This window comes from Erwinia psidii (assembly GCF_003846135.1).
GTDB lineage: Bacteria > Pseudomonadota > Gammaproteobacteria > Enterobacterales > Enterobacteriaceae > Erwinia > Erwinia psidii.
In genome coordinates, this window is record NZ_RHHM01000010.1 from 47,840 (window position 1) to 72,451 (window position 24,612).

Genomic DNA, 24,612 nt, shown 5'->3' on the forward strand with positions numbered 1-24,612 from the left:
ACTACTGTGGACGCGTCGCCGGTGCCGTGGCCTTTTGGCTTGCTGAATGACCACCTGCGGAGCCTTTACCGGCGAAACTGAACACCGGGCGAACCCAGTCGCTGTGGCGAACGGGTTCCGGTTGCCAGGCAGGTGCGGGCGCTTTGGTCATCGGTGCCATGGCATGGTGTTTAAACGCCGGTGCGGCAACCTGTTGTTTGGCTGCGGTCGCGGTGTCTTCAGTCTGAACAGACGCCGTTTTATTGACTGCGGCATCAGCCGACGTGGAGGTCTGTGCCGACGCTACAACGGCTTGCGGCGCAACCGGTTCAGCGGCCTGCGTTGCTGGCACGTTTTGTCCATCGTCAAGCTCAGTACGCGCGGCTTCACTGACATCCGCTCTGTCCTTATCCGTGCTCTGTTCTGCGGTTTCGGTTGCCAGCGGTGCTTGATAAGCTGGCTGCGCTTCAGCAACAATCTCTGCTGCAACCGCACGGTCTGCGGCAGAGATAACGACAGGTTCTTCATTGACCGGTGCCGCGATGGCGTCACTTTCACTGCCGTCAACTGGCGTGATGACTGACTGCTGTTCCTGTAACGGTGCCGAGAGGTGAACGGATTGAGTTTCATCCTGAGCGGTTTTTACGCTGGCGTTTTCCTCTGATGCTGATGCGGCAACAGCAACGGCCTCAGCCGTATCCTGATGGCCGTAATCCGGCACGATGGACTGCTCAATTTCACTCTCTTCCGCCACCTGAGCGACCGGATAGGAGATCCATACTTTACCGGAAGCCATCTCCGGGGAGGCGGCGGCGAAATGCAACGGCATCGGCGATTGAACCGGGTAACGCTCATCACGGTAACGGCGGCGGCGTTGCCCACTGACACGCAGGTGACGCGGTGAACGACGCGAACGGCGCGGCATACTGTTAGTATCCGCTTCCTCTGGCTCTGCCACATTTTCAACCGCCGGCGGTTGAGCAACCGGGGCTTCAGTTGCAAAAGAGCGGGCGGCGGTCTGTTCAGCCGTTTCGATACGCACTTTCTGGCTCAGCTGGCGCGGTTTGCGGCGCGGCATCACCTGAACCTGTTCTTCACTGCTTTCTTCGGCCTGCTCAGGCTGTGCAACCTCTGCGACCTTCTCTTCCTGAGGCAACTGACGTTTATCTTCCGGGCGGCGTTTACGGTCGTTGCGACGGGAAGGTTGATTTTCATCCTGCGACTGAATGCGATTCTCTTCCGATAACTGACGATCGTCCTGTGCCGTGTTGTTACGTTTATTCCGGCGGTTATCGTCTGTGGAGGTATCGCGGTCTCGCACCATGCGCTCGTTACGGTTGCCGTTACGCTCGTTGCGCTGGCTACGCTCAGTGCTGTTTCTTTCCGTATTGCGTTCACTGCGGTCATTATTGTTGTTACGATCGCGGCGGTTGTTCTGACGACGGTTATTACGCTGCTCATTACGTGGCGCGCTGCTTTCCGGCGTTTTCTCTGTACTGGCAGCAACAGGTTCTGATGGTGTATCCGGCTGTTTTTCAGCGGCGAAGAAGCTTTTCAGGCCACGGACAATACGGTCCAGCAGTCCCGGTTTCTCCGTGCCTGCCTTGCCACCGGCATTCCCGGCACTGGCCGACTGCGGCGTTGCGCTGGTTTCGTGCTGTACAGGTGGCGCATCGGGCATCAAAAAGGCCGCAAGGGCAGGCTGCTCAGGACGTTTGCGTTCGGCGTGTTCTTCTTCTGAGGGCAGGGCCATTTCTGCTTCATGCAGCTTTGGCAGGTGGTAGCTGAGCGTCTGGGTTTCTTCACCGCTACGTACACGAAGTACTGAATAGTGCGGGGTTTCCATCTGATCGTTCGGTACGATGATCGCCCGCACGCCACCCTGACGTTTTTCAATGGCGCTTACCGCTTCACGCTTCTCGTTCAGCAGGTAGGATGCAATCTGCACCGGTACAATAGCGTGAACTTCTTTGGTGTTCTCTTTCAGCGCTTCTTCTTCGATCAGGCGCAGGATGGAGAGCGACAGTGACTCGTTATCACGAATAGTCCCTGTACCACTACAGCGAGGGCACACGTGATGACTGGACTCACCCAGTGAAGGACTGAGGCGCTGACGGGACATTTCCAGCAGGCCGAAACGGGAAATATGGCTGATCTGAATACGTGCACGGTCCTGACGAACGGCATCACGCAGACGGTTTTCCACCGCCCGCTGATGGCGAACCGGGGTCATATCGATAAAATCGATAACGATCAGGCCACCCAGGTCACGCAGACGCAGCTGACGGGCAATTTCATCTGAGGCTTCGAGGTTGGTGTTGAACGCAGTTTCTTCGATATCACCACCACGTGTTGCCCTTGCGGAGTTGATGTCGATCGCCGTCAGTGCTTCAGTGGTATCGATAACAATCGAACCACCGGAAGGCAGACGCACTTCACGCTGAAAAGCAGACTCAATCTGTGACTCGATCTGATAATGGCTGAACAGCGGAATTTCACCGGTGTAGAGCTTGATTTTACTGCTGAAGTCAGGACGTCCCAGCGCTGCAATATGCTGACGGGCAAGTTCCAGCACTTTCGGGTTATCGATGAGGATTTCCCCGATGTCCTGGCGCAGATAGTCACGGAAGGCACGAACGATAACGTTGCTTTCCTGATGGATCAGGAAAGGAGCAGGGCGGCTTTCAGCGGCTTTTTTGATCGCTTCCCAGTGCTTCATTCGGAAGCTTAAGTCCCACTGCAATGCCTCGGCAGATTTGCCAACCCCTGCGGTGCGAACAATCAGGCCCATGCCGTCAGGCAGTTCGAGGGCGGACAGTGCTTCTTTCAGCTCGGTGCGGTCGTCACCCTCAATCCGGCGCGAAATACCTCCGGCGCGAGGATTGTTAGGCATCAGTACCAGATAGCTTCCCGCGAGGCTGATAAAAGTGGTTAACGCTGCACCTTTGTTGCCTCGCTCTTCTTTATCAATCTGAACAATAACTTCCTGTCCTTCACGAAGCACGTCTTTAATATTCGGACGGCCATGGGAGCTGTAGTTGCCAGGAAAGTATTCGCGGGAGATTTCTTTCAGAGGGAGGAAACCGTGTCTTTCTGCACCGTAGTCAACAAATGCTGCTTCAAGACTGGGTTCGATGCGGGTGATCTTACCTTTGTAGATGTTGGCTTTCTTCTGTTCGTGTCCGGGGCTTTCAATATCCAGATCGTACAAACGTTGTCCGTCAACGAGTGCGACACGCAACTCCTCCTGCTGAGTCGCGTTTATTAACATTCTTTTCATCGTAACTTACTCATTATTTTTGCATTAGTGACAAAGCTACGGGCAGTAATAACGCTGGACGCGGTCAACCGATGGCCCCATGTCTTATCGCCAGGCCGTCAACCTCCCGGATGTCGGTAGCTAAAGGGGCGCAGAATCTCGGTAGTCTGTTTTTCAACTGGAAAAACAGCACTTTTAAAGGAGGGAACCGCCAGTGTAAACCTGAATGAACCAATCCCATCTGTCGTCCAGGCTGCAACCCGCAGCCCGCTAAATGCCTGATTACACAATACGTCTTATGCCATTGCTGCGTGTATGGGCTATCAGGCGAAATTTTTTTAAGCAATTTTTCTGTTCACCAGGGTTTAACATGGGAAACAGAAACATTATTCCATTGCTAACCTCGTGATAGCAAGGTGACTTTTCTCGCTACGCAAATTTTATTCCAGCTTTTGGCGTGATTTTGCAACCCCTGCTCCGCAAAGCGACTAAAAACTGGGCATAAGGCGTCATCAGATTAAGGCCACTGTTCAGTTAAGCACAGAAAAAGAGGTGGCGCTATCCGGGCACTCTATTTAGAATCGCGGACCATGAAAACCAATACTCCGGCAGTACAGATGGTGACGATTTCTGCTGATGAAGCAGGGCAGCGTATCGATAATTTTTTGCGTACGCAGCTAAAAGGCGTTCCCAAAAGCATGATTTATCGCATCCTGCGTAAGGGTGAAGTACGTGTCAATAAAGGCCGAATAAAACCAGAATATAAGCTGGAAGCAGGCGATGAAGTACGTATTCCTCCGGTGCGGGTGGCAGAGCGTGAGGACGAGGCTGTTTCTCCGAAACTTGCCAGAGTGGCCGCGCTGGCCGAGGCGATTTTATTTGAGGATGATCACCTGCTGGTGATGAACAAGCCTTCAGGCACGGCGGTGCATGGTGGAAGTGGGCTGAGCTTTGGCGTCATTGAAGGGTTGCGCGCGCTGCGACCGGACGCGCGATTCCTGGAGCTGGTTCATCGTCTTGACCGCGATACATCCGGTATTTTGCTGGTGGCCAAAAAACGTTCGGCCTTGCGTTCGCTTCATGAGCAGTTGCGTGAAAAAGGAATGCAGAAGGATTATCTTGCGCTGGTTCGCGGTCAGTGGCCCTCGCATCTTAAAGCGGTGCAGGCACCCCTGCTGAAGAATATTCTGCAAAGTGGCGAACGTGTGGTGCGGGTCAGTGCGGAAGGTAAACCCTCTGAAACACGTTTTAAAGTGGAGGAGCGTTACCCCCATGCGACCCTGCTCAGGGCCAGTCCGATCACGGGGCGTACTCATCAGATCCGTGTGCATACCTTACATGCCGGCCATCCGATTGCCTTTGACAATCGTTATGGCGAGAAAGATTTTGATGCGCAGTTGGCAGGCTCCGGGCTGAAACGTCTTTTTCTTCATGCGCTGGCTTTACGTTTTACGCATCCTGCTACCGGAGAAGTCATGCGGATGGAGGCACCTCTGGATGATGAACTGAAGCAGTGCCTGGCCGTATTGCGCAAAAGCGCGTCATTAAAATAACGGGCAGTGGATAAGTGGAATCGTCGGCGTGGCGTATCTGAGCCACACGGCTGTTTATCTGAGCATCCCGCCTCAGCCAATCCATGAAGCTGCCTGTTAATACGTTGCCGGATATGGCGGCGCGGAAATAGCCTTTCGCAGGGCCATCTACTCTGCCAGAGGATTAACCCCCACTTCGCGTAGCATCTCACACAGGGCTATCAGCGGCAGTCCCACCAGCGTATTAGGATCGCGTCCGCTCAGGCTGTCAAAAAGAGTGATGCCCAGACCTTCGCTTTTAAAGCTGCCTGCACAATTTAGCGGTTGCTCCTTGCGCACGTAATGCATGATTTCTGCTTCGCTCAGCGGGCGAAATTTGACGGTAAAGGGTTCGCAAATCACCCGCAGATTATCAGTCCTTGCGTCAAGCAGGGCGAGACCGGTGTAAAAAATAACGCATTGTCCACTGGCGAGGCGTAACTGCTGGTATGCTTTCTCTTCAGTATGGGGTTTGCCGGTTATTTCGCCGTTGATCACGCATACCTGGTCTGAGCCAATAATAAGGTGCTGCGGATAGCGCGCCGCCAGCGCCCTGGCTTTTGCCTCCGCCAGACGGGTAACCAGGTCCGTTGCGGACTCATCCGGTCTCGCGGCCTCTTCTGTCTCCGGCGCGGCGGCAATAAAAGGGATACCCAGTTTTTCCAGCAGGGATTTCCTGAACGGTGAAGTGGAAGCAAGTATCAGCTGTGTCATATTTTTCCCGTAACGGATAGCGATTCAGTGCCGGACATTTTAAACGCTGTGCCGCAGCGGATGCGAGTTATTGCGAGAAAGATGCGCTGATACAGCCTTTTTCTTTGACTCTGCGTCATGACAAAGTTAATATTCGCGCCCTATGCAAAAAGTAAAATTACCTCTGACTCTCGATCCGGTACGTACCGCTCAAAAACGTCTTGATTATCAGGGCGTTTACACCTCTGAACAGGTGGGGCGTGTTGCTGAATCGGTAGTCAGTGTGGACACAGATGTGGATTGTTCCATGTCGTTTGCCATTGATAATCAGCGTTTAGCCGTGCTGAAAGGTACCGCTGAAGTTTCTGTAACGCTGTCCTGTCAACGCTGCGGCCAGTCGTTTCCACATCATGTCCACGTAAACTATTGTTTCAGCCCGGTCGTCACTGACGAACAGGCCGAAGCTTTACCGGAAGCGTACGAACCGGTCGACGTCAATGAATTTGGCGAAATCGATCTGTTAGCAGTGATTGAAGATGAGATCATCCTCGCGCTGCCTGTCGTTCCGGTTCATGATTCTGAACACTGTGAAGTGTCCGAGGCGGACATGGTCTTTGGTAAACTGCCTGAAGAGGCGGAAAAACCAAACCCATTTGCCGTATTAGCCAGTTTAAAGCGTAAGTAACAGGAGTAAGGTCCATGGCCGTACAACAGAATAAACCAACCCGTTCCAAACGTGGTATGCGTCGTTCACACGATGCACTGACCACCACCACTCTTTCCGTAGATAAAGTTTCTGGTGAAACTCATCTGCGCCATCACATCACTGCGGATGGTTATTACCGCGGTCGCAAGGTCATCACCAAGTAATTTCTGGCCCAGCCGGCGATACTTTGACACGATTGACCCTGGCGATAGATGCCATGGGCGGGGACTTCGGTCCCTGCGTAACAGTGCCTGCGGCAATGCAGGCACTGGCTTCTCATTCGCAGCTGCATCTTCTTCTGGTCGGAGATCCCGACGCCATCTCGACATTACTGACAACAGCGGATTCGGCCTTAATGGCGCGTGTGCAGATTTTCCCTGCCGGGTCGGTTATTGCCAGTGATGCCAGACCCTCTCAGGCGATTCGCCAGAGCAAGGGCTCCTCAATGCGCATGGCGCTTGAGCTGGTGAAAGAGGGAAAAGCACAGGCCTGCATCAGCGCCGGTAACACCGGTGCGCTGATGGGATTAGCAAAATTATTGCTCAGGCCGCTTGAGGGTATTGAACGGCCGGCACTGATGACCGTGTTGCCCCATCAGCAGAAGGGTAAAACCGTGGTGCTTGATTTAGGTGCGAATGTAGCGTCAGACAGCACTATGCTGATGCAATTTGCGGTGATGGGCGCGGTGGTTGCGGAAGAAGTCCTCGCTATTCGTTCGCCGCGAGTGGCCTTACTCAACATTGGTGAGGAAGAGAGCAAAGGGCTGGACAGCATCCGTGAGGCTGCTGCCATTCTCCGTGATTTGCCGGACATTAATTATATTGGATACCTCGAAGGGAACGATCTTCTGACCGGAAAAACGGATGTGCTGGTCTGTGATGGTTTTGTCGGTAACGTTACGCTGAAAACCCTGGAAGGCGTGATCAGAATGTTTCTTTCTCTGTTGAAATCACAGGGAGAAGGTAAAAAAAGGGCCTGGTGGCTGACCCTGGGCGGACGGTTGTTAAAAAAACGTCTGGTCAAGCGTTTTGGTCATCTTAATCCAGACCAGTACAATGGTGCCTGTCTGTTAGGATTGCGCGGAACGGTGATAAAGAGTCACGGTGGCGCCAATCAGGAAGCCTTCACAGCCGCAATAGAACAGGCAGAGCAGTCGGTGCGGCGGCAGGTTCCGGGGCGAATTGCCGCACGCCTTCAAGCTGTATTACCTAAGAGTGACTGACGTACATGTATACGAAGATAATCGGTACGGGTAGCTATTTGCCCGAACAGGTGCGGACTAACGCCGATCTGGAAAAAATGGTGGATACCTCTGACGAGTGGATTGTCACCCGCACCGGCATCCGCGAGCGCCGTATTGCTGCACCGGGTGAAACCGTGGCGACAATGGGTTTTCACGCCGCTGAACGAGCGCTGGAAATGGCGGGTATCAACAGGGAAGATATCGGTCTGATTGTGGTCGCGACCACCTCTTCCAGCCACGCTTTCCCCAGTTCAGCTTGCATGATCCAACAGCAGCTGGGCATCAAAGACGCCGCGTCATTTGATCTTGCGGCTGCCTGTGCAGGTTTTACTTATGCGTTGAGCGTTGCCGATCAGTACATTAAAAACGGTACGGTGAAAAATGCGCTGGTTGTTGGTGCTGACGTTCTGGCGCGGATGCTCGATCCAAACGATCGCGGCACCATTATTCTGTTTGGTGATGGTGCCGGCGCGGTGGTGCTTGGAGCCAGTGAACAGCCCGGCATTATCTCGACCCATCTGCACGCCGACGGAAATTACGGTGAGCTGCTGACGCTGGCTAACCAGGATCGCGAACATCAGGAACAACCGTCCTATGTCACGATGGCGGGTAATGAAGTGTTTAAGGTCGCCGTGACTGAACTGGCACATATTGTTGAAGAAACGCTTCAGGCCAACAATCTTGAACGTGAAGCAATCGACTGGCTGGTTCCGCATCAGGCCAACCTGCGTATCATCAGTGCCACGGCTCGTAAGCTGGGGATGGGGATGGAAAAAGTTGTGGTGACGCTTGATCGTCACGGCAATACTTCCGCCGCTTCCGTGCCCTCAGCGCTGGACGAAGCCGTACGGGATGGTCGCATTCAGCGCGGTCAGCTGATTCTGTTGGAAGCATTTGGTGGCGGGTTCACCTGGGGTTCGGCGCTGGTCCGTTTTTGATTATCAGGAAAGAAAAATGACGCAATTTGCAATGGTTTTCCCAGGACAGGGTTCACAGACTGTCGGCATGTTGGCTGAACTGGCGGCAGAGAACCCGTTGATTGAGCAGACTTTTCGCCAGGCATCAGATGCGCTGGGCTATGACCTGTGGGCGCTGGTGCAGCAGGGGCCAGCGGAAGAGCTGAATAAAACCTGGCAAACGCAGCCAGCGCTGTTGGCCGCCTCTGTGGCTATTTTCCGCGTCTGGCAGGAAAAAGGCGGAAAGGCACCGGCAATGTTGTCAGGGCACAGCCTTGGCGAGTATAGTGCGCTGGTTTGTGCCGGGGTTCTCGATTTCAGCGATGCCATCAAACTGGTTGAACTGCGTGGCAAGCTTATGCAGGAAGCTGTTCCTGCCGGTACGGGCGCGATGCAGGCCATTATTGGCCTGGATGACGCCGCCATTGCACAAGCCTGCGAAGAATCTGCTCAGGGGCAGGTGGTTTCACCGGTGAATTTTAACTCTCCGGGGCAGGTGGTTATCGCTGGCAATAAAGAGGCGGTTGAGCGTGCCGGGGCAGCCTGTAAAGCCGCAGGGGCCAAACGTGCTTTGCCTCTGCCCGTCAGCGTGCCGTCACACTGTGCTTTAATGAAGCCTGCGGCGGATAAGCTGGCAACGGCGTTGGAGAAACTGACCTTTAACGTTCCGCTCATTCCGGTTGTGAATAATGTTGACGTAAAATGTGAGACGTCGGCAGAGGCGATACGAAGCGCGCTGATACGCCAGCTGTACAGCCCGGTACGCTGGACTGAATGCGTTACGTTTATGGCTAATGAGGGAGTGACCTCCCTGTTGGAAGTTGGGCCAGGTAAGGTGTTGACCGGGCTGACCAAACGTATTGTTGACACACTGACAGCGGCAGCGGTTAACGACCCCGCCAGTCTGTCAGCGGCGTTTTAACAAACAAAAGAGGATGATGATGAGCTTCGAAGGAAAAGTTGCGCTGGTTACCGGCGCAAGCCGTGGCATCGGCCGGGCTATCGCGGAAACGTTGGTTGCACGTGGTGCTGTCGTGGTTGGGACGGCGACCAGCCAGAGCGGTGCTGATGCGATAAGCAGCTATCTTGGCAGCAATGGTAAAGGCCTGCTGCTGAATGTGACCGACAGCACATCCATTGACAGCGTGCTTGAAAATATTCGCGCTGAATTTGGTGAAGTGGATATTTTAGTTAATAATGCCGGTATCACGCGGGATAATCTTCTGATGCGCATGAAGGATGATGAGTGGCAGGATATTCTGGACACTAATCTTACTTCCGTGTTTCGCCTGTCAAAAGCGGTATTACGCGCTATGATGAAGAAACGTGCGGGCCGCATCATTACTATTGGTTCGGTGGTTGGTGCTATGGGTAATGCCGGGCAGGCAAATTACGCTGCAGCAAAGGCAGGGCTAATCGGCTTCAGTAAGTCGCTGGCGCGTGAAATTGCCTCACGCGGTATTACCGTTAATGTTGTGGCACCGGGTTTTATTGAAACAGACATGACCCGTGCGCTGAGTGAAGATCAGCGTACGGGCATTCTGGCGGAAGTGCCGGCGGGCCGTCTTGGCGGCGCGCAGGAAATCGCCAGCGCAGTTGCATTTTTAGCCTCTGACGAAGCAGCGTACATCACTGGTGAGACGCTGCACGTCAATGGCGGAATGTATATGGTCTGAGGATCATGAAAACTATTTGCGTTATTTGCAGTTGTGACCGCAAAATAGCGCTAAATCGTGGTTGGACCAGCCGGGATTTAGTTGCATCTTTTTCAACATTTTATACACTACGAAAACCATCGCGAAAGCGAGTTTTGATAGGAAATTTAATAGTATGAGCACTATCGAAGAACGCGTTAAGAAAATCATTGGCGAGCAGCTTGGCGTTAAGCAGGAAGAAGTCGTTAACACTGCTTCTTTTGTAGAAGATCTGGGCGCTGATTCTCTTGATACCGTTGAGCTGGTAATGGCTCTGGAAGAAGAGTTTGATACTGAGATTCCGGACGAAGAAGCTGAGAAAATCACCACTGTCCAGGCCGCTATTGATTACATCAATGGTCACCAGGGATAAGTGAACATCTCCAGGCGGTCATCTGACCGCCTGAGTTTTATCTGCAGCAGTAATTTTTTTCCCTCCCTGGAGGATGAACGTGTCTAAGCGTCGTGTTGTTGTGACCGGTCTTGGCATGTTGTCTCCTGTCGGCAATACCGTAGAGTCTACCTGGAATGCTCTTGTTGCCGGTCAGAGTGGCATCAGCCTGATCGACCATTTTGATACTAGTGCCTACGCAACGCGTTTTGCTGGCTTAGTAAAGGACTTTAACTGTGAAGCGTACATCTCGCGCAAAGATCAGCGCAAGATGGATGCTTTCATTCAATATGGAGTTGTCGCTGGCATTCAGGCCATGCAGGATTCTGGTCTGATTATCACTGAAGAGAACGCCTCCCGCATCGGTGCTGCCATTGGCTCCGGTATTGGCGGTCTTGGCCTGATTGAAGATAACCACTTCTCGCTTATTAACGGTGGTCCAAGGAAGATGAGTCCGTTCTTTGTGCCTTCCACCATTGTTAATATGATTGCCGGACATCTGACGATTATGTTTGGTATGCGCGGACCGAGTATTGCCATCTCTACAGCCTGTACTACCGGTGTACATAACATTGGTCAGGCAGCGCGGATGATCGCCTACAATGACGCGGACGCCATGCTGGCCGGTGGCGCTGAGAAAGGCAGTACGCCGCTGGGCATTGGTGGATTTGGCGCCGCGCGTGCGCTGTCTACCCGTAATGATGATCCACAGGCGGCGAGTCGTCCGTGGGATAAAGATCGTGATGGTTTTGTACTGGGTGACGGTGCCGGGATCGTGTTGCTGGAAGAGTACGAGCACGCTAAAAAACGTGGCGCGAAAATCTACGCTGAACTGGTTGGTTTTGGTATGAGCAGCGATGCATATCATATGACTTCACCACCGGAAGATGGCACAGGGGCGGCGCTGGCGATGGAAAACGCGTTGAAAGACGCGCAGCTATCACCAGAACAGATTGGCTATGTCAACGCACACGGCACCTCTACACCGGCAGGCGATAAAGCAGAAGCTCAGGCGGTTAAATCCGTTTTCGGCACCAGTGCAAACAGCGTGATGGTCAGTTCGACTAAATCGATGACCGGTCACCTGTTAGGTGCGGCAGGCGCGGTTGAATCCATTTTCTCCATTCTTGCACTGTGCGACCAGGTGATACCTCCGACCATTAATCTGGATAACCCCGATGAGGGTTGCGATCTGGATTTTGTACCGCATACAGCCCGACAGGTTAAAGGCCTGGAATACACACTGTGTAATTCCTTTGGCTTTGGTGGAACGAACGGGTCATTGATTTTCCGTAAAGTCTGATCGTTTTATACGCATGGTTCCGCCCTGTTAAAAATGTCAGTCAGCTAACCTCTGACTGACATTTTTGTATTCCGTCTCTGCAAATTTGTCTGCCTGAAAATGACCCTGCAATCTTTCTTCAGCAAAAGCCAGAAACCTTCAGACTCTACAAAAGTGCTGTTTCGTCCTGATAACGGGATGAATCTGCACGATATTGCAGGTAATCTCTGGGGTCAGGCAGGATTGACTGAGGAGGCACATGCCGTGTGGGTAAATGGACAACCGCAGGACAGTATTGCGATTGCAGATCGTGCGGTGCAGTTTGGCGATGGCTGCTTCACCACAGCGCGGATCATTGAGGGGCAGGTGGTGGCACTGGAGGCGCATCTTGAGCGACTGGAAAAAGGTTGCCAACGCTTACGGATCGGGGCGGTTGACTGGATCGCGTTGCGCCAGGAAATAGTCAAGGCCGCCGCCGGACCTGACGAAGCGGTACTTAAAGTCATTATTTCGCGTGGTAAGGGGGGACGTGGATACGGTGCTTCAGGCTGTGGCCAGCCCACACGGATTGTCATGACCTCTGATTATCCCGTGCGTTATCATCATCTGAAGCAAACCGGTGCAAGGCTGACACTCAGCAGTGTCAGACTGGGACGTAATCCTCTGCTGGCGGGTATCAAACACCTTAACCGGCTTGAGCAGATTCTCATCCGTACAGAGCTTGAGCAGACCAACTTCGATGAGGCGCTGGTGCTTGACACTGAAGGTATGCTGGTGGAATGCTGTGCGGCGAATTTATTCTGGCGTAAGGGAAAAGCGGTTTTCACCCCCTGTCTGACCGATTCGGGCGTCAATGGCATTCAGCGTCAGCAGGTGATTGGATTGCTGCACGGCGAGGGCGTCAGCGTGTCCGAAGTCAGACAGCCGCCTGAGGTGCTGGCAGAGGCTGACGAAGTGTTAATCACCAATGCCCTGATGCCTGTTCTGCCTGTCTGCCAGATTGACCAGCAGTTCTGGCACGCCAGACAACTGTACAATCTGATCGTCTCCCGGAGTTAATAAGGGATTTTATGACACTGAAAAGAAATGTTTTCGCCGGGATCATAATGGTGTTGCTGCTGGCCGCCGCTTTCAGCTATTGGCAGATAAAGCAGTTTGCACAGTCACCGCTGTCCATTAACAAAGAAACCATTTTCACGCTGCCAGCCGGATCGGGGCGGGTGGTGCTTGAAGCCGGGCTTAACCGCCAGAAGATTGTGCCGCCAACGGTATGGTTTGGCTGGCTTCTGAGGCTGGAGCCGGCACTGGCAAAATTCAAAGCGGGCACCTATCGTTTCACGCCTGGCATGAATGTCCGCCAGATGCTGGAACTGCTGGCCAGCGGTAAAGAAGCTCAGTTCCCCGTGCGTTTTGTGGAAGGAAGCAGGATGAAGGAGTGGCTGGCTGAGTTACGCGCCGCTCCCTACATAAAGCATACGCTGGCTGATGACAAACTGTCGACGGTGGCTGGCGCGTTGGGGTTGCAGGAGCAGGATGTTGAAGGCTGGTTCTCGCCGGATACCTATTCTTACACGGCGAACACGGCCGATGTGGAGATCCTCAGGCGGGCACATCAGCGCATGACTAAACTGGTTGAAGAATTGTGGGCGAGCAAATCAGAGGGGCTTCCTTATAAAGGGAGCAACGATCTGGTTACCATGGCCTCCATAGTGGAAAAAGAAACCGCGCTCAGTGAGGAGCGCAGCAAAGTGGCTTCGGTGTTTATTAATCGCCTGCGGCTGGGGATGCGCCTGCAAACCGACCCTACGGTCATTTATGGTATGGGGGACAGCTACAGCGGCACGCTGACGCGCAAAGATCTTGAAACCCCGACGGCGTATAACACCTATGTGATTGCCGGTATGCCACCGGGTCCGATAGCCATGCCGGGTAAAGCGTCACTGGAAGCGGCAGCGCATCCCTTAAATACTGATTTTCTCTATTTTGTCGCAGACGGTAAAGGTGGCCATACTTTTACCACTAACCTTGCCAGCCACAATCAGGCGGTACAGGCATGGCGTCGTGGCCTGAAGGAAAAGAATGCACAGTAAATTTATCGTTATTGAGGGTCTGGAAGGGGCGGGTAAAACCACCGCGCGTGACGTGGTAGTTAATACTTTGCGCGAGCAGAGCATTACAGACATTGTTTTTACCCGCGAACCAGGCGGTACGCCGCTGGCTGAAAAATTGCGCGAGCTGATCAAGCAGGGCATCACAGGTGAGGTATTGAGCGACAAAGCCGAATTGCTGATGCTTTACGCCGCGCGGGTGCAGCTGGTTGAAAACGTCATTAAGCCAGCGCTGGAGCAGGGGTGCTGGGTAGTCGGTGACCGGCATGATCTCTCTTCGCAGGCTTACCAGGGCGGCGGTCGGCAGATGGATAAAGACCTGATGCAGCAGTTGAAGCAGAGTGTGCTTGGCGATTTCGCACCGGATCTGACGCTCTACCTCGACGTAACGCCAGAAATTGGTTTACAGCGAGCCAGGTCGCGGGGTGAACTGGATCGTATTGAACGCGAGTCGCTGGCCTTTTTCACCCGAACGCGGGAACGCTATCTGGCGCTGGCGGCCACGGATGCGCGGATCAGAACGATTGATGCCACTCAGCCCATCGATCGGGTTTCTGCGGCTATCGCAGATACCGTGCGGCAGTGGTTGTGGGAACAGCAGTGAACTGGTATCCGTGGCTGAATCAGCCCTACCGAGAGATTATCACGCAGCACCAGGCAGGACGTGCTCATCATGCCCTGTTGCTGCATGGCCTGCATGGCCTTGGGGAGACATCTCTGGTCTGGGGTATTGGCCGCTGGCTGATGTGCCAACAGCGGGATGGTCTGAAAAGCTGCGGTAAATGCCACGCCTGTCAACTGATGCAGGCAAACACACACCCTGACTGGTATCAGCTCAACGTGGAGAAAGGCAAAAGTTCACTGGGCATTGATGCGATTCGTGCCGTGACAGAAAAACTTTATCATCACGCACAGCAGGGCGGCGCTAAAATCGTCTCTTTGCCAGACGCGTCATGGCTGACTGAAGCTGCCGCCAATGCGTTACTGAAAACGCTGGAAGAACCACCGAAAAACTGCTGGTTTCTGTTTTTCTGCGAGCAACCTTCCCGGTTGCCCGCAACCCTGCGTAGTCGCTGTTTCCGTTACCCTCTCGCGGTGCCGGATGAAAGACAAAGCCTGGGGTGGCTTCAGAAACAGATTTCCGTCTCGGAGCCAGATGCCATCACGGCTCTGCGTTTAAGCGGTGGCGCACCGGTGGCCGCCCAATCATTATTAGAGGAAGCAAGCTGGTCAGCCCGCCAGGCATTCTGCCGTGTGCTGCCATCGGCGTTGCGCGGAGATATCCTTGCCCTTAATAGCGTGCTTAATCATGACGATGTGCTACAGCGTACCGGCTGGCTTTGTGCATTGCTGGTGGATGCGCTTAAATGGCAACAGGGCGGTGGCCAGTTTATTTCCAATGTCGATCAGCAGGCGCTGGTGGCTGATATAGCGATGCTGGTATCCGCCAGCGTGCTGGATGAAAGCATCCGGTTGTGGATGTACTGTCGTGAACGGCTCAGCGTGGTTGCCATTAACCGGGAACTGATACTGACCGACCAGCTACTGAGTTGGGAGCAGATACTGCATTCTCCGCTGGCCTGTTAACCAAATTAGAGACTTATTTATGTTTTTAGTGGATTCTCATTGCCATCTTGATGGTCTTGATTATGAAAACCTGCATCAGGATGTCAGTGATGTGCTGGCGAAAGCCGCAGCACGGGATGTCAAATTTATGCTGGCGGTGGCCACCACGCTGCCAGGTTATCTGGCCATGACCGGGCTGATCGGCGAGCGTGCCAACGTGGCTTATTCCTGCGGTGTCCATCCACTGAATCAGGATCAACCGTATGATTTTGCTGAACTACGTCGTCTGGCAGCCGACGAGCGCGTAGTGGCGATGGGCGAAACAGGGCTTGATTATTACTATCAGAAGGAAACCAAAGCGCAACAGCAGGCTTCCTTTCGTGAACATATTCGTATTGGTCGTGACCTGAATAAACCGGTGATCGTTCATACCCGTGATGCACGCGAGGATACGCTGGCGATCCTGAAAGAGGAACAGGTCGAAGACTGTGGCGGCGTCCTGCACTGTTTTACTGAAGATCGTGAAACCGCGAAGAAATTGCTCGACAGGGGAATGTATATCTCCTTTTCCGGTATTCTTACCTTTCGCAATGCGGACAGTATCCGTGACGCAGCACGTTATGTGCCGCTGGATCGCATTCTGGTGGAAACCGATTCGCCTTATCTGGCGCCTGTACCGCATCGCGGCAAGGAAAACCAACCTGCTTACACCCGCGATGTGGCGGAATATCTGGCGGTGCTGAAAGGGATAAATGTTGAGCAACTGGCCGGTGCTACCACAGAAAACTTCTCTCGTCTTTTTCATGTGCCGCTTTCGTCCCTGACCGAGTAAAGACTTTATTTTTTAGCTCGTAATTAACTCGCCACAGACGTAAAGTACACCGCCCGAAACCGGGCGGTGTACTTTTTAATGGCCAATATAAATTTCCATGAAAAGCCAAATAACAGCACGATATTCTGATGTTTAACGAAACGTGACAGTCATCAAACAAATATTTTGTGATTTATTTTACTGTTCGTAATAAATACCGAGAGCGCTTAAACGCTCCAGCATAACGGGTTCTCCCCTCGTTATGGCGCGCAACGCGCGTAAAAAAAAAAGCACCTTTACTCAGGAGTTTAACACTATGTTCAAAAATGCTTTTGCTAATCTGCAAAAGGTCGGCAAATCGCTAATGCTGCCGGTTTCGGTTCTGCCGATAGCCGGTATTTTGCTGGGCGTCGGTTCGGCAAATTTCAGTTGGTTACCCACTGTTGTTTCTCATGTGATGGCAGAAGCGGGAGGATCCGTTTTTGCCAATATGCCATTGATCTTTGCCATCGGTGTGGCATTGGGTTTTACCAATAATGATGGTGTTTCTGCGCTGGCAGCGGTCGTGGCATACGGCATTATGGTGAAAACCATGGCGGTGGTTGCGCCGCTGGTGTTACACCTGCCCGCCGCCGAAATCGAGGTGAAGCATCTGGCTGATACCGGGGTGCTGGGGGGGATCATTGCAGGTTCCATCGCTGCCTGGATGTTTAATCGCTTCTACCGCATACAGCTGCCGGAGTATCTTGGCTTCTTCGCCGGTAAACGCTTCGTGCCGATTATTTCCGGTTTTACCGCGATTTTTATTGGGGTGGTACTCTCTTTCATCTGGCCTCCGGTAGGAACTGCAATCCAGGACTTTTCGCAATGGGCCGCTTACCAGAATCCGGTACTGGCATTCGGCCTGTATGGGGTGGTTGAGCGTTCACTGGTGCCGTTTGGTCTGCACCATATCTGGAACGTACCTTTCCAGATGCAGATTGGCGAATTTACCAATGCAGCCGGTCAGGTATTCCACGGTGATATTCCCCGTTATATGGCGGGTGATCCAACGGCGGGCAAACTCTCCGGGGGCTTCCTGTTCAAAATGTATGGACTGCCTGCGGCAGCGATTGCTATCTGGCATTCTGCTAAACCAGAAAACAGAGCGAAAGTGGGCGGGATCATGATCTCCGCAGCGCTGACTTCGTTTCTCACCGGCATTACCGAGCCGATTGAATTCTCCTTCATGTTTGTGGCGCCCATTCTGTACGGCATTCACATTCTGCTGGCCGGCCTGGCTTTCCCCATCTGTATCCTGCTTGGGATGCGCGATGGTACGAGTTTCTCACATGGCCTGATCGATTTCGTGGTGCTGAGCGGTAACAGCAGTAAAATCTGGCTGTTCCCGATCGTGGGTATCGTTTACGGTCTGGTTTACTACACCGTGTTCCGGTTACTTATCGCCAAACTGAATCTTAAAACGCCAGGCCGTGAAGAAAGCGGTGCCGAGCAGTCATCCGCGAACGCCAGCGAAATGGCTGGTAGTCTGGTCAGCGCCTTTGGGGGTAAAGAAAACATCACTAACCTTGATGCCTGCATTACCCGTCTGCGTGTCAGCGTGGCAGATGTGTCAAAAGTTGACCAGGCCGGACTGAAAAAGCTGGGGGCAGCAGGCGTGGTGATTGCTGGTTCAGGTGTTCAGGCTATTTTTGGGACTAAATCAGATAACCTGAAAACCGACATGGATGATTATATCCGCAAGATGTAAACCGCTGAGGCAGTAAACAGGGGAGGTAGCTTCCCGGTGCCTGGTAATAAAGTCCTGGTCGCATGGCCGGGACTTTTTGTATCCAGGGGGTGGGCAGCGAAAAGAAAAATCGCCGGAAGGTTGAAAGAAAACAAATATCTCGCTCATACTGCGGTAAATTAATTTGCCTCTGAAGGAAAGGTGTAATGGCTGAAGAAACCATTTTCAGTAAGATTATCCGCCGTGAAATCCCGGCTGACATCCTGTACCAGGACGAACTGGTGACCGCGTTCCGTGATATCTCCCCGCAAGCGCCCACGCATATTTTGGTGGTGCCAAATATTCTTATTCCTACCGCCAACGACACGGTGCCAGGCCATGAAGCGGCACTGGGTCGGATGATGGTGGTGGCGGCAAAAATCGCTAAGCAGGAAGGCATTGCTAAAGAAGGCTATCGTCTGATTATGAACTGCAACCAGCATGGGGGGCAGGAAGTGTATCATATTCACCTGCATCTGGTGGGTGGTCGCCCTCTGGGGCCGATGCTGGTTCGCTGAAGATGAAGCCAATTATCATGATGATGCGCACTATATTCAGCGCGCTGGTGCTGCTGGCAATGCTCAGTGGATGCAGTAATGACCATACCGCCATCAATACATCCCAGTCGCTGGTAATGGCGTCGCCGGTTCTGTCGGCCGGTCTTACCACGGGTGAGCCGGTAATATCAGAACGTAACGGACAACAACGGGCGTCAACCGTGGTGATTAATCAGCAGGAACAGACGGTTAGCGTTCATTACCGTTTCTACTGGTATGATGACAGGGGGCTTGAAATCCTGCCTTTTGAGCAGCCGCGGACGGTTAGCGTTCCACCACACGGCAAAGTTGAAATATCATCGCAAACGGGTAACCTGACGGCAAGTAAGGTCCGCTTGCACCTGTATCTTTAGGAGATCCCTGCATGGAAAGGAAGAGTAAACTTTCTGGCGTCATGTTGCTGGCGCTGGTTCTGAGTGGTTGTGTTAATACGCCACAACAACAGCCTGTAAAAACCTCACCGGCTGAGCCGGCCCAGCCCGCTCAACCGCAGAAGGCTCCTCCTGTACAGCCGGGGGAGACGGTGCCGCAACCACCTAAAATGCAGACCATCAACTGGGATGCCAGCGTTACGCCGTTGGTGGCTCAGATGCTGAAAGCTGATGGCGTCACGCCGGGTAGTGTTTTGCTGGTGGACAGTGTGAAGAACAGCACCAATGGTAGCCTGCAGCGTTCGAAAGCAACCGCTGCTCTGAACAACGCACTGCAGAATAATAGCCAGTTTACCCTGGTGAAACCGGAGCAGTTAGCGACCGCCAGGCAAACGCTGGGGCTTTCCGCAGGCGACAGCCTGGGATCGCCCAGTAAAGCGGTTGGTCTGGCCCGTTATGTTGGGGCGCAGTATGTGCTTTACAGCAACGTCCAGGGTGATGTGAAATCACCCATGTTACAAATGCAGCTGATGCTGGTGCAGACCGGTGAACTGATCTGGTCAGGCAGTGGTCTCGTACAGCACTGATCTTTCGCTTGAGCGGCTTATTGCACAACAGTTTCCGGCGGAAAAAACCGCCGGTTCTTTTTTTCCACTGCAGGGATTATCGGGTAACAGCAGGAAAATAGTCCTGGAAAACGCCACGCTGGTGGCCCGTCATCAACACCCGGACCGGATGCTGCCTGGGGTGGATCGCCGCCGGGAATATACTCTGTTACGAAAGCTTTCTGTCTCCGGGCTGGCACCTGATGTGCTGGGCTGTGCTGATGGCTGGTTGTTACTAACCTGGCAGCCCGGAGAGGTGCTGTCAGCGGATAATTTTGCGCACTATCTGCTGCCGGTAACCGAGTGCATTGCGTTGCTACACCGACAGAGGTTAAGTGGTTATCGCCTGCACATGCTCAGATTGCTGGAGCAATACTGGCAGATTAGCCAGCCGCACAGGCGACACTGTGGCTGGCTGAAAGCATTACGCCGGTTACAGCGTCAGGGGGAGCCTAAGCCTCTGCGTTTGGGGCTGCTGCATATGGATATTCATGCCGGTAATACTGTCCGGGGCGCTGACGGGATAAAATTCATTGACTGGGAGTATGCCAGCGATGGTGATGTTGCGCTGGAACTGGCCGCGGTGGTGATGAGCAATACGCTCTCTGCCCGCCAGGCGCAGAGACTGACTGAGGATTACGCCCGCCTGCAGAACATGGATGTCAGGGCGTTGCGTAGTCAAATGCGCCGCTGGCAGCCCTGGCTCAATTTGCTGGTCGCCAGCTGGTATGAAATGCGCTTTCAGCAAAGCGCTGAGATGGTTTTTAAAACGCTGGCAGCAGAGAGCTGGCAACGTGTGTTTTCAGAATAAGAGGTGTTTGTGGGACCGGTAATGTTAGATGTGCACGGCTACGAGCTGGATGCGGAAGAACGTGAAATTTTACAGCATCCGCTGGTGGGTGGGCTGATCCTTTTCAGCCGTAATTATCATCATCCTGAGCAGCTTGCTGAACTGGTCAGACAGATCCGTGATGCCTCACGGCACCGTCTGGTGGTGGCGGTGGATCAGGAAGGGGGACGCGTGCAACGTTTCCGTGAAGGCTTCACCTGTCTTCCTGCCATGCAGGCCTTCGCGGCGCTGAACGGCGAAGCAGAGGCGGCGGCGCTGGCACGGCAGGCGGGCTGGCTGATGGCGGCAGAAATGCTGGCGATGGATATTGATATCAGCTTTGCACCCGTGCTGGATATTGGTCATCACAGTGCCGCAATCGGTGAGCGCAGTTTTCACCAGGACCCGGATGTGGCGTTGAAAATGGCGCGCGAGTTTATCCGTGGTATGCATGAGGTCGGAATGAAGGCCACCGGTAAGCATTTCCCCGGTCACGGTGCGGTCAGCGCGGACTCTCATAAGGAGACGCCGCGGGACACGCGCAGCGAACAGGAAATTCGACAGCATGATATGGCTATTTTCAAACAGCTGATTAGTGAAAAAGCGCTGGATGCAGTAATGCCAGCGCATGTTATCTACACTCAGGTTGATGATAATCCGGCCAGCGGCTCGTCCCACTGGCTGAAAAACATACTGCGAAAAGAGCTGGGCTTTGAGGGGGTTATCTTTTCTGATGACCTGTCAATGGAAGGGGCGGCAATCATGGGGAGCTATGCCGAACGTGGACAGATATCCCTGGACGCTGGCTGCGATATGATTCTGGTATGCAATAACCGCCAGGGTGCGGTCAGTCTGCTGGATAATCTGTCACCGATCAATGCAGAGCGGGTCACCAGCCTGTATCATCGCCGATCGTTTACCCGCCAGCAGTTGCTGGCATCCCCTCGCTGGAAAGACGCTAACCGGGCGCTTACCGCGTTGCATTCACGCTGGCAGGAGCACAGGAGCAACTGATCGGCGACAAGCTGAAGAGGATAGCAATGATAATCTATCTGCATGGTTTTGATTCAAACAGCCCTGGCAACCATGAAAAGGTGTTGCAATTGCAGTTTATCGATCCTGATGTACGGTTGCTCAGTTACAGCACGCTCCATCCGAAGCATGATATGCAGCATTTATTAAAGGAAACTGACAGGGTCCTGCGTGGCAGTGAGGATGACTGTCCACTGATTTGTGGCGTCGGGCTGGGGGGATTCTGGGCCGAGCGGATTGGCTTCCTCTGCAGCATTCCACAGGTTATTTTTAATCCTAACCTCTGGCCGCAGGAAAACATGTCGGGAAAAGTTGACAGGCCGGAAGAGTATGTTGACATTGCCACCAAATGCATCAGTAATTTCCGCGAGAAAAACCGCGATCGCTGCCTGGTGGTACTCTCCCGTCATGACGACATCCTGGACAATCAGCGTTCCGCCCAGGCCTTACAGCCATACTATCCGATTATCTGGGATGAGGTTGAGGGACATAAATTCAAAAATATATCTCCTCATTTACAGCGTATTAAAACCTTCAAGTCACCACGTTTGTAAACAAAGACCCTATCCACCTCTTATCATTAATAGCCTGAATTCAGTCTGCTTAATGCTGATTTCAGGCCGGTATTGCCTTGTTTATTTGTCAGCGGTGCAGGCAGGTGACTTTATTTAATAAAAAGATTATTAAATAAAATTAATTAATAAATTCATTTGCAGGGAATTATTCCGGGTAAAAAAATGCTTAATAACATTATAAAGTATCGGGAATAAAAGGCGTTTTATTCAGACACGACCTGAAAAAGTTGACCTGTATCAATTTTTTCAGGACTGCCGAATTTCCTCATGTTATCCTGCCATCAGACAGTAATTACTACGCCAACCCTATGTTAATTAAGGATATTAACTTAACTTTTAATTAACGATTGGTTTACATTTTGAGGGGTCATTTGACTAAAGCCATGAAAAAAATTGTTATTATTGGCGGAGGCGCCGGTGGACTTGAACTGGCAACACAGCTGGGTCATAAATTAGGCCGCAGAAAAAAAGCGGAAATCATTCTGGTGGATCGTAATCACAGCCACCTGTGGAAACCGTTATTACATGAAGTTGCCACCGGTTCGCTGGATGAGGGAATTGATGCACTGAGCTATCTGGCTCATGCACGGAACCATCATTTTCAGTTCCAGCTGGGGACGCTGACTGATATCGATCGCGAAAGCAAAAAATTACAGCTGGCCGAAATCCGTGATGCCGGAGGCGATGTGCTGGTGCCCGCCCGTGAACTGGAGTATGACACGCTGGTTATGGCGTTAGGCAGTACCTCGAATGACTTTGGTACACCGGGGGTGAAGGAGCACTGTATTTTTCTCGACAATCCACATCAGGCGCGTCGTTTCCATAATGAAATGCTTAACCTGTTCCTGAAGTTTTCTGCCAGCGCGGGCACACAGGAAAAAGTTAATATCGCTATCGTGGGTGGAGGGGCAACCGGCGTTGAGCTTTCCGCTGAACTGCACAATGCGGTGAAACAGCTGCACAGCTATGGTTATAAAGGGCTGGATAACAAGGCGCTGAACGTTACGTTGGTGGAGGCCGGTGAGCGTATTCTGCCAGCCCTGCCGCCACGTATCTCCAGTGCGGCGCATCAGGAGCTGACCAAGCTTGGCGTGCGGGTATTGACTCAGACCATGGTCACCAGCGCGGATGACAACGGTCTCAATACGAAATCCGGCGAGTTTATTGACGCTGATTTGATGGTCTGGGCTGCCGGAATCAAAGCACCGGACTTTATGAAAGAGATCGGCGGACTGGAAACCAACCGTATTAATCAGCTGGTGGTACAGCCGACGCTACAGACGACCAGGGATGCTGATATTTACGCCATTGGCGACTGTGCTTCCTGTCCGCTGCCCGCCGGAGGATTTGTGCCACCGCGCGCCCAGTCTGCCCACCAGATGGCGACCCTGGTGCTGAATAATATTCTCGCAGAGATGAAAGGGCACAAGATGAAATCCTACGTTTACCGGGATCATGGCTCGCTGGTATCACTTTCCCGTTTCAGTACCGTGGGGAGTCTGATGGGCAATCTGATGCGAGGCTCAATGATGGTTGAGGGGCGAATTGCCCGCATGGTGTATATATCATTGTACCGTATGCATCAGGTTGCCCTGCATGGGTACTTTAAAACCGGCCTGATGATGCTGGTGGGTAGCCTTAACCGTGTGATCCGTCCCCGTCTGAAACTGCACTGAATCTATTAACTCCTGATAAGCCGTGAAGACTGTGTAAACCTGGCTTATGTTGTCGCTGACAACATAAGTCACTTTCTGTTAGCGGTTACCTGCCAGGAAGACTCTTAAAGACAGAGGGTTATTACTGTTAATACGCATTTCTTCCTGTTTTCTTATTGTCACATTTGACCTCTCTGCGCAAAATTCAACGCAACCAGATACGGCGCTTCACGCACGCCAGGTAACAGTCTCCGCACAGTAACCAGCCGGGACTCTGATGCGTGATAACAATTTCGGAGGTCATCCTGTGAATAAATCAATGTTGGCAGGTGTGGGTATTGGTGTAGCAGCAGCGCTTGGTGTGGCTGCGGTGGCGAGTATGAACGTGTTTGACCGTAGCCCGCAATATGCGCAGGTATTGTCAGCCACGCCAATTAAAGAAATCAGCAAAAACCCTCGTCAGGATTGCCGTAACGTCACGTTAACGCACCGTCGACCGGTGCAGGATGAAAACCGCATTGCCGGATCGGTGCTCGGTGCGGTTGCCGGTGGCGTGCTCGGACACCAGTTCGGTGGTGGTCGTGGCCGCAGCGTGGCGACGGTGGCAGGTGCACTGGCGGGTGGCTATGGTGGTAATCAGGTACAGGGCGCATTGCAGGAGCGTGATACCTATACCACCACCGAACAGCGTTGTAAGACTGTCTATGACCGACAGGAGAAAATGATGGGTTACGATGTGACTTATAAAATCGGTAACCAGCAGGGAAAAATCCGTATGGATAACGATCCCGGCACCCGTATTCCGCTGGACAGCAATGGTCATCTGGTTCTGAACAATCAGACTTAATCTGCGGTCATGGCAAAAAAAGCGGCATCAGCCGCTTTTTTTATGCTCGCTATCCGGGTACATGGTCAGCCTGAACGTTCATGTGTTGACAGCAGACTCACCGCCGGTGAAGCG

25 protein-coding genes are annotated in these 24,612 nt (G+C 52.9%); 23 read left to right on the forward strand and 2 right to left on the reverse strand.

Annotated features, from left to right (window positions below):
• Position 1 precedes the first annotated feature (1 nt).
• Positions 2–3,259, reverse strand: coding sequence for a ribonuclease E (rne, locus tag EB241_RS13465; protein ID WP_124233658.1), 3,258 nt, complete (start codon positions 3,257–3,259; stop codon positions 2–4).
• A gap of 569 nt (positions 3,260–3,828) precedes the next feature.
• On the opposite strand from rne, the gene rluC reads away from it, so the two are divergent.
• Positions 3,829–4,791 (forward strand): 23S rRNA pseudouridine(955/2504/2580) synthase RluC, encoded by a 963-nt coding sequence (rluC, locus tag EB241_RS13475; protein WP_124233659.1) that lies wholly within the window; start codon positions 3,829–3,831, stop codon positions 4,789–4,791.
• Between the two features lie 147 nt (positions 4,792–4,938).
• Here the strand turns inward: rluC and EB241_RS13480 are convergent, their stop codons facing one another.
• Positions 4,939–5,523: a Maf family protein gene (locus EB241_RS13480; RefSeq protein WP_124233660.1), complete on the reverse strand. Its 585-nt coding sequence runs from the start codon at positions 5,521–5,523 to the stop codon at positions 4,939–4,941.
• A gap of 142 nt (positions 5,524–5,665) precedes the next feature.
• On the opposite strand from EB241_RS13480, the gene yceD reads away from it, so the two are divergent.
• From yceD to EB241_RS13590, 22 genes are all read left to right on the forward strand, one after another.
• Positions 5,666–6,187 carry a 23S rRNA accumulation protein YceD gene (gene yceD / locus EB241_RS13485; RefSeq protein ID WP_124233661.1) on the forward strand — a complete coding sequence of 174 codons (522 nt, stop codon included), beginning with the start codon at positions 5,666–5,668 and terminating at the stop codon, positions 6,185–6,187.
• 14 nt (positions 6,188–6,201) lie between these two features.
• A complete protein-coding gene (rpmF, locus tag EB241_RS13490) occupies positions 6,202–6,372 on the forward strand; it encodes a 50S ribosomal protein L32 (protein WP_016192161.1) in 171 nt (56 codons plus the stop codon).
• 23 nt (positions 6,373–6,395) lie between these two features.
• A complete protein-coding gene (gene plsX, locus EB241_RS13495) occupies positions 6,396–7,430 on the forward strand; it encodes a phosphate acyltransferase PlsX (protein ID WP_124233662.1) in 1,035 nt (344 codons plus the stop codon).
• Between the two features lie 5 nt (positions 7,431–7,435).
• Positions 7,436–8,389 (forward strand): beta-ketoacyl-ACP synthase III, encoded by a 954-nt coding sequence (locus EB241_RS13500; protein ID WP_124233663.1) that lies wholly within the window; start codon positions 7,436–7,438, stop codon positions 8,387–8,389.
• A 16-nt stretch (positions 8,390–8,405) separates the two neighbouring features.
• The gene (gene fabD / locus EB241_RS13505; RefSeq protein WP_124233664.1) at positions 8,406–9,329 is read left to right on the forward strand and encodes an ACP S-malonyltransferase; all 924 of its coding nucleotides are present in this window, start codon (positions 8,406–8,408) and stop codon (positions 9,327–9,329) included.
• A gap of 19 nt (positions 9,330–9,348) precedes the next feature.
• Positions 9,349–10,083, forward strand: coding sequence for a 3-oxoacyl-ACP reductase FabG (gene fabG / locus EB241_RS13510; protein ID WP_124233665.1), 735 nt, complete (start codon positions 9,349–9,351; stop codon positions 10,081–10,083).
• 154 nt (positions 10,084–10,237) lie between these two features.
• The gene (acpP, locus tag EB241_RS13515; protein ID WP_124233666.1) at positions 10,238–10,474 is read left to right on the forward strand and encodes an acyl carrier protein; all 237 of its coding nucleotides are present in this window, start codon (positions 10,238–10,240) and stop codon (positions 10,472–10,474) included.
• A gap of 79 nt (positions 10,475–10,553) precedes the next feature.
• Positions 10,554–11,795 (forward strand): beta-ketoacyl-ACP synthase II, encoded by a 1,242-nt coding sequence (gene fabF, locus EB241_RS13520; protein ID WP_124233667.1) that lies wholly within the window; start codon positions 10,554–10,556, stop codon positions 11,793–11,795.
• A 99-nt stretch (positions 11,796–11,894) separates the two neighbouring features.
• A complete protein-coding gene (gene pabC / locus EB241_RS13525) occupies positions 11,895–12,833 on the forward strand; it encodes an aminodeoxychorismate lyase (RefSeq protein WP_233592609.1) in 939 nt (312 codons plus the stop codon).
• Between the two features lie 11 nt (positions 12,834–12,844).
• Entirely contained in the window at positions 12,845–13,864 is a 1,020-nt protein-coding gene (gene mltG / locus EB241_RS13530) for an endolytic transglycosylase MltG (protein ID WP_124233668.1), read from the forward strand.
• Positions 13,854–14,486 (forward strand): dTMP kinase, encoded by a 633-nt coding sequence (gene tmk / locus EB241_RS13535; protein WP_124233669.1) that lies wholly within the window; start codon positions 13,854–13,856, stop codon positions 14,484–14,486. The genes mltG and tmk overlap by 11 nt, the downstream gene beginning before the upstream one ends.
• Positions 14,483–15,469: a DNA polymerase III subunit delta' gene (gene holB, locus EB241_RS13540; protein WP_124233670.1), complete on the forward strand. Its 987-nt coding sequence runs from the start codon at positions 14,483–14,485 to the stop codon at positions 15,467–15,469. Before tmk ends, holB begins: the two co-directional genes overlap by 4 nt.
• Before the next feature lie 19 nt (positions 15,470–15,488).
• Positions 15,489–16,280 carry a metal-dependent hydrolase gene (locus EB241_RS13545; RefSeq protein WP_124233671.1) on the forward strand — a complete coding sequence of 264 codons (792 nt, stop codon included), beginning with the start codon at positions 15,489–15,491 and terminating at the stop codon, positions 16,278–16,280.
• Between the two features lie 295 nt (positions 16,281–16,575).
• The gene (gene ptsG, locus EB241_RS13550) at positions 16,576–18,009 is read left to right on the forward strand and encodes a PTS glucose transporter subunit IIBC (protein WP_124233672.1); all 1,434 of its coding nucleotides are present in this window, start codon (positions 16,576–16,578) and stop codon (positions 18,007–18,009) included.
• 185 nt (positions 18,010–18,194) lie between these two features.
• On the forward strand, positions 18,195–18,545 hold the full coding sequence (gene hinT / locus EB241_RS13555; protein WP_124233673.1) for a purine nucleoside phosphoramidase: 351 nt from the start codon (positions 18,195–18,197) through the stop codon (positions 18,543–18,545).
• A gap of 23 nt (positions 18,546–18,568) precedes the next feature.
• Entirely contained in the window at positions 18,569–18,937 is a 369-nt protein-coding gene (locus tag EB241_RS13560) for a YcfL family protein (protein ID WP_124233744.1), read from the forward strand.
• 11 nt (positions 18,938–18,948) lie between these two features.
• Positions 18,949–19,542: a penicillin-binding protein activator LpoB gene (lpoB, locus tag EB241_RS13565; RefSeq protein WP_124233674.1), complete on the forward strand. Its 594-nt coding sequence runs from the start codon at positions 18,949–18,951 to the stop codon at positions 19,540–19,542.
• On the forward strand, positions 19,523–20,371 hold the full coding sequence (gene thiK, locus EB241_RS13570; protein ID WP_124233675.1) for a thiamine kinase: 849 nt from the start codon (positions 19,523–19,525) through the stop codon (positions 20,369–20,371). The genes lpoB and thiK overlap by 20 nt, the downstream gene beginning before the upstream one ends.
• A 9-nt stretch (positions 20,372–20,380) precedes the next feature.
• On the forward strand, positions 20,381–21,403 hold the full coding sequence (gene nagZ, locus EB241_RS13575; protein ID WP_124233676.1) for a beta-N-acetylhexosaminidase: 1,023 nt from the start codon (positions 20,381–20,383) through the stop codon (positions 21,401–21,403).
• Between the two features lie 26 nt (positions 21,404–21,429).
• A complete protein-coding gene (gene ycfP, locus EB241_RS13580; protein ID WP_124233677.1) occupies positions 21,430–21,975 on the forward strand; it encodes an alpha/beta hydrolase YcfP in 546 nt (181 codons plus the stop codon).
• Positions 21,976–22,367: 392 nt separating this feature from the next.
• Positions 22,368–23,672, forward strand: coding sequence for an NAD(P)/FAD-dependent oxidoreductase (locus EB241_RS13585; RefSeq protein WP_124233678.1), 1,305 nt, complete (start codon positions 22,368–22,370; stop codon positions 23,670–23,672).
• A 286-nt stretch (positions 23,673–23,958) separates the two neighbouring features.
• Positions 23,959–24,498: a glycine zipper 2TM domain-containing protein gene (locus EB241_RS13590; RefSeq protein WP_124233745.1), complete on the forward strand. Its 540-nt coding sequence runs from the start codon at positions 23,959–23,961 to the stop codon at positions 24,496–24,498.
• Positions 24,499–24,612: the final 114 nt, after the last annotated feature.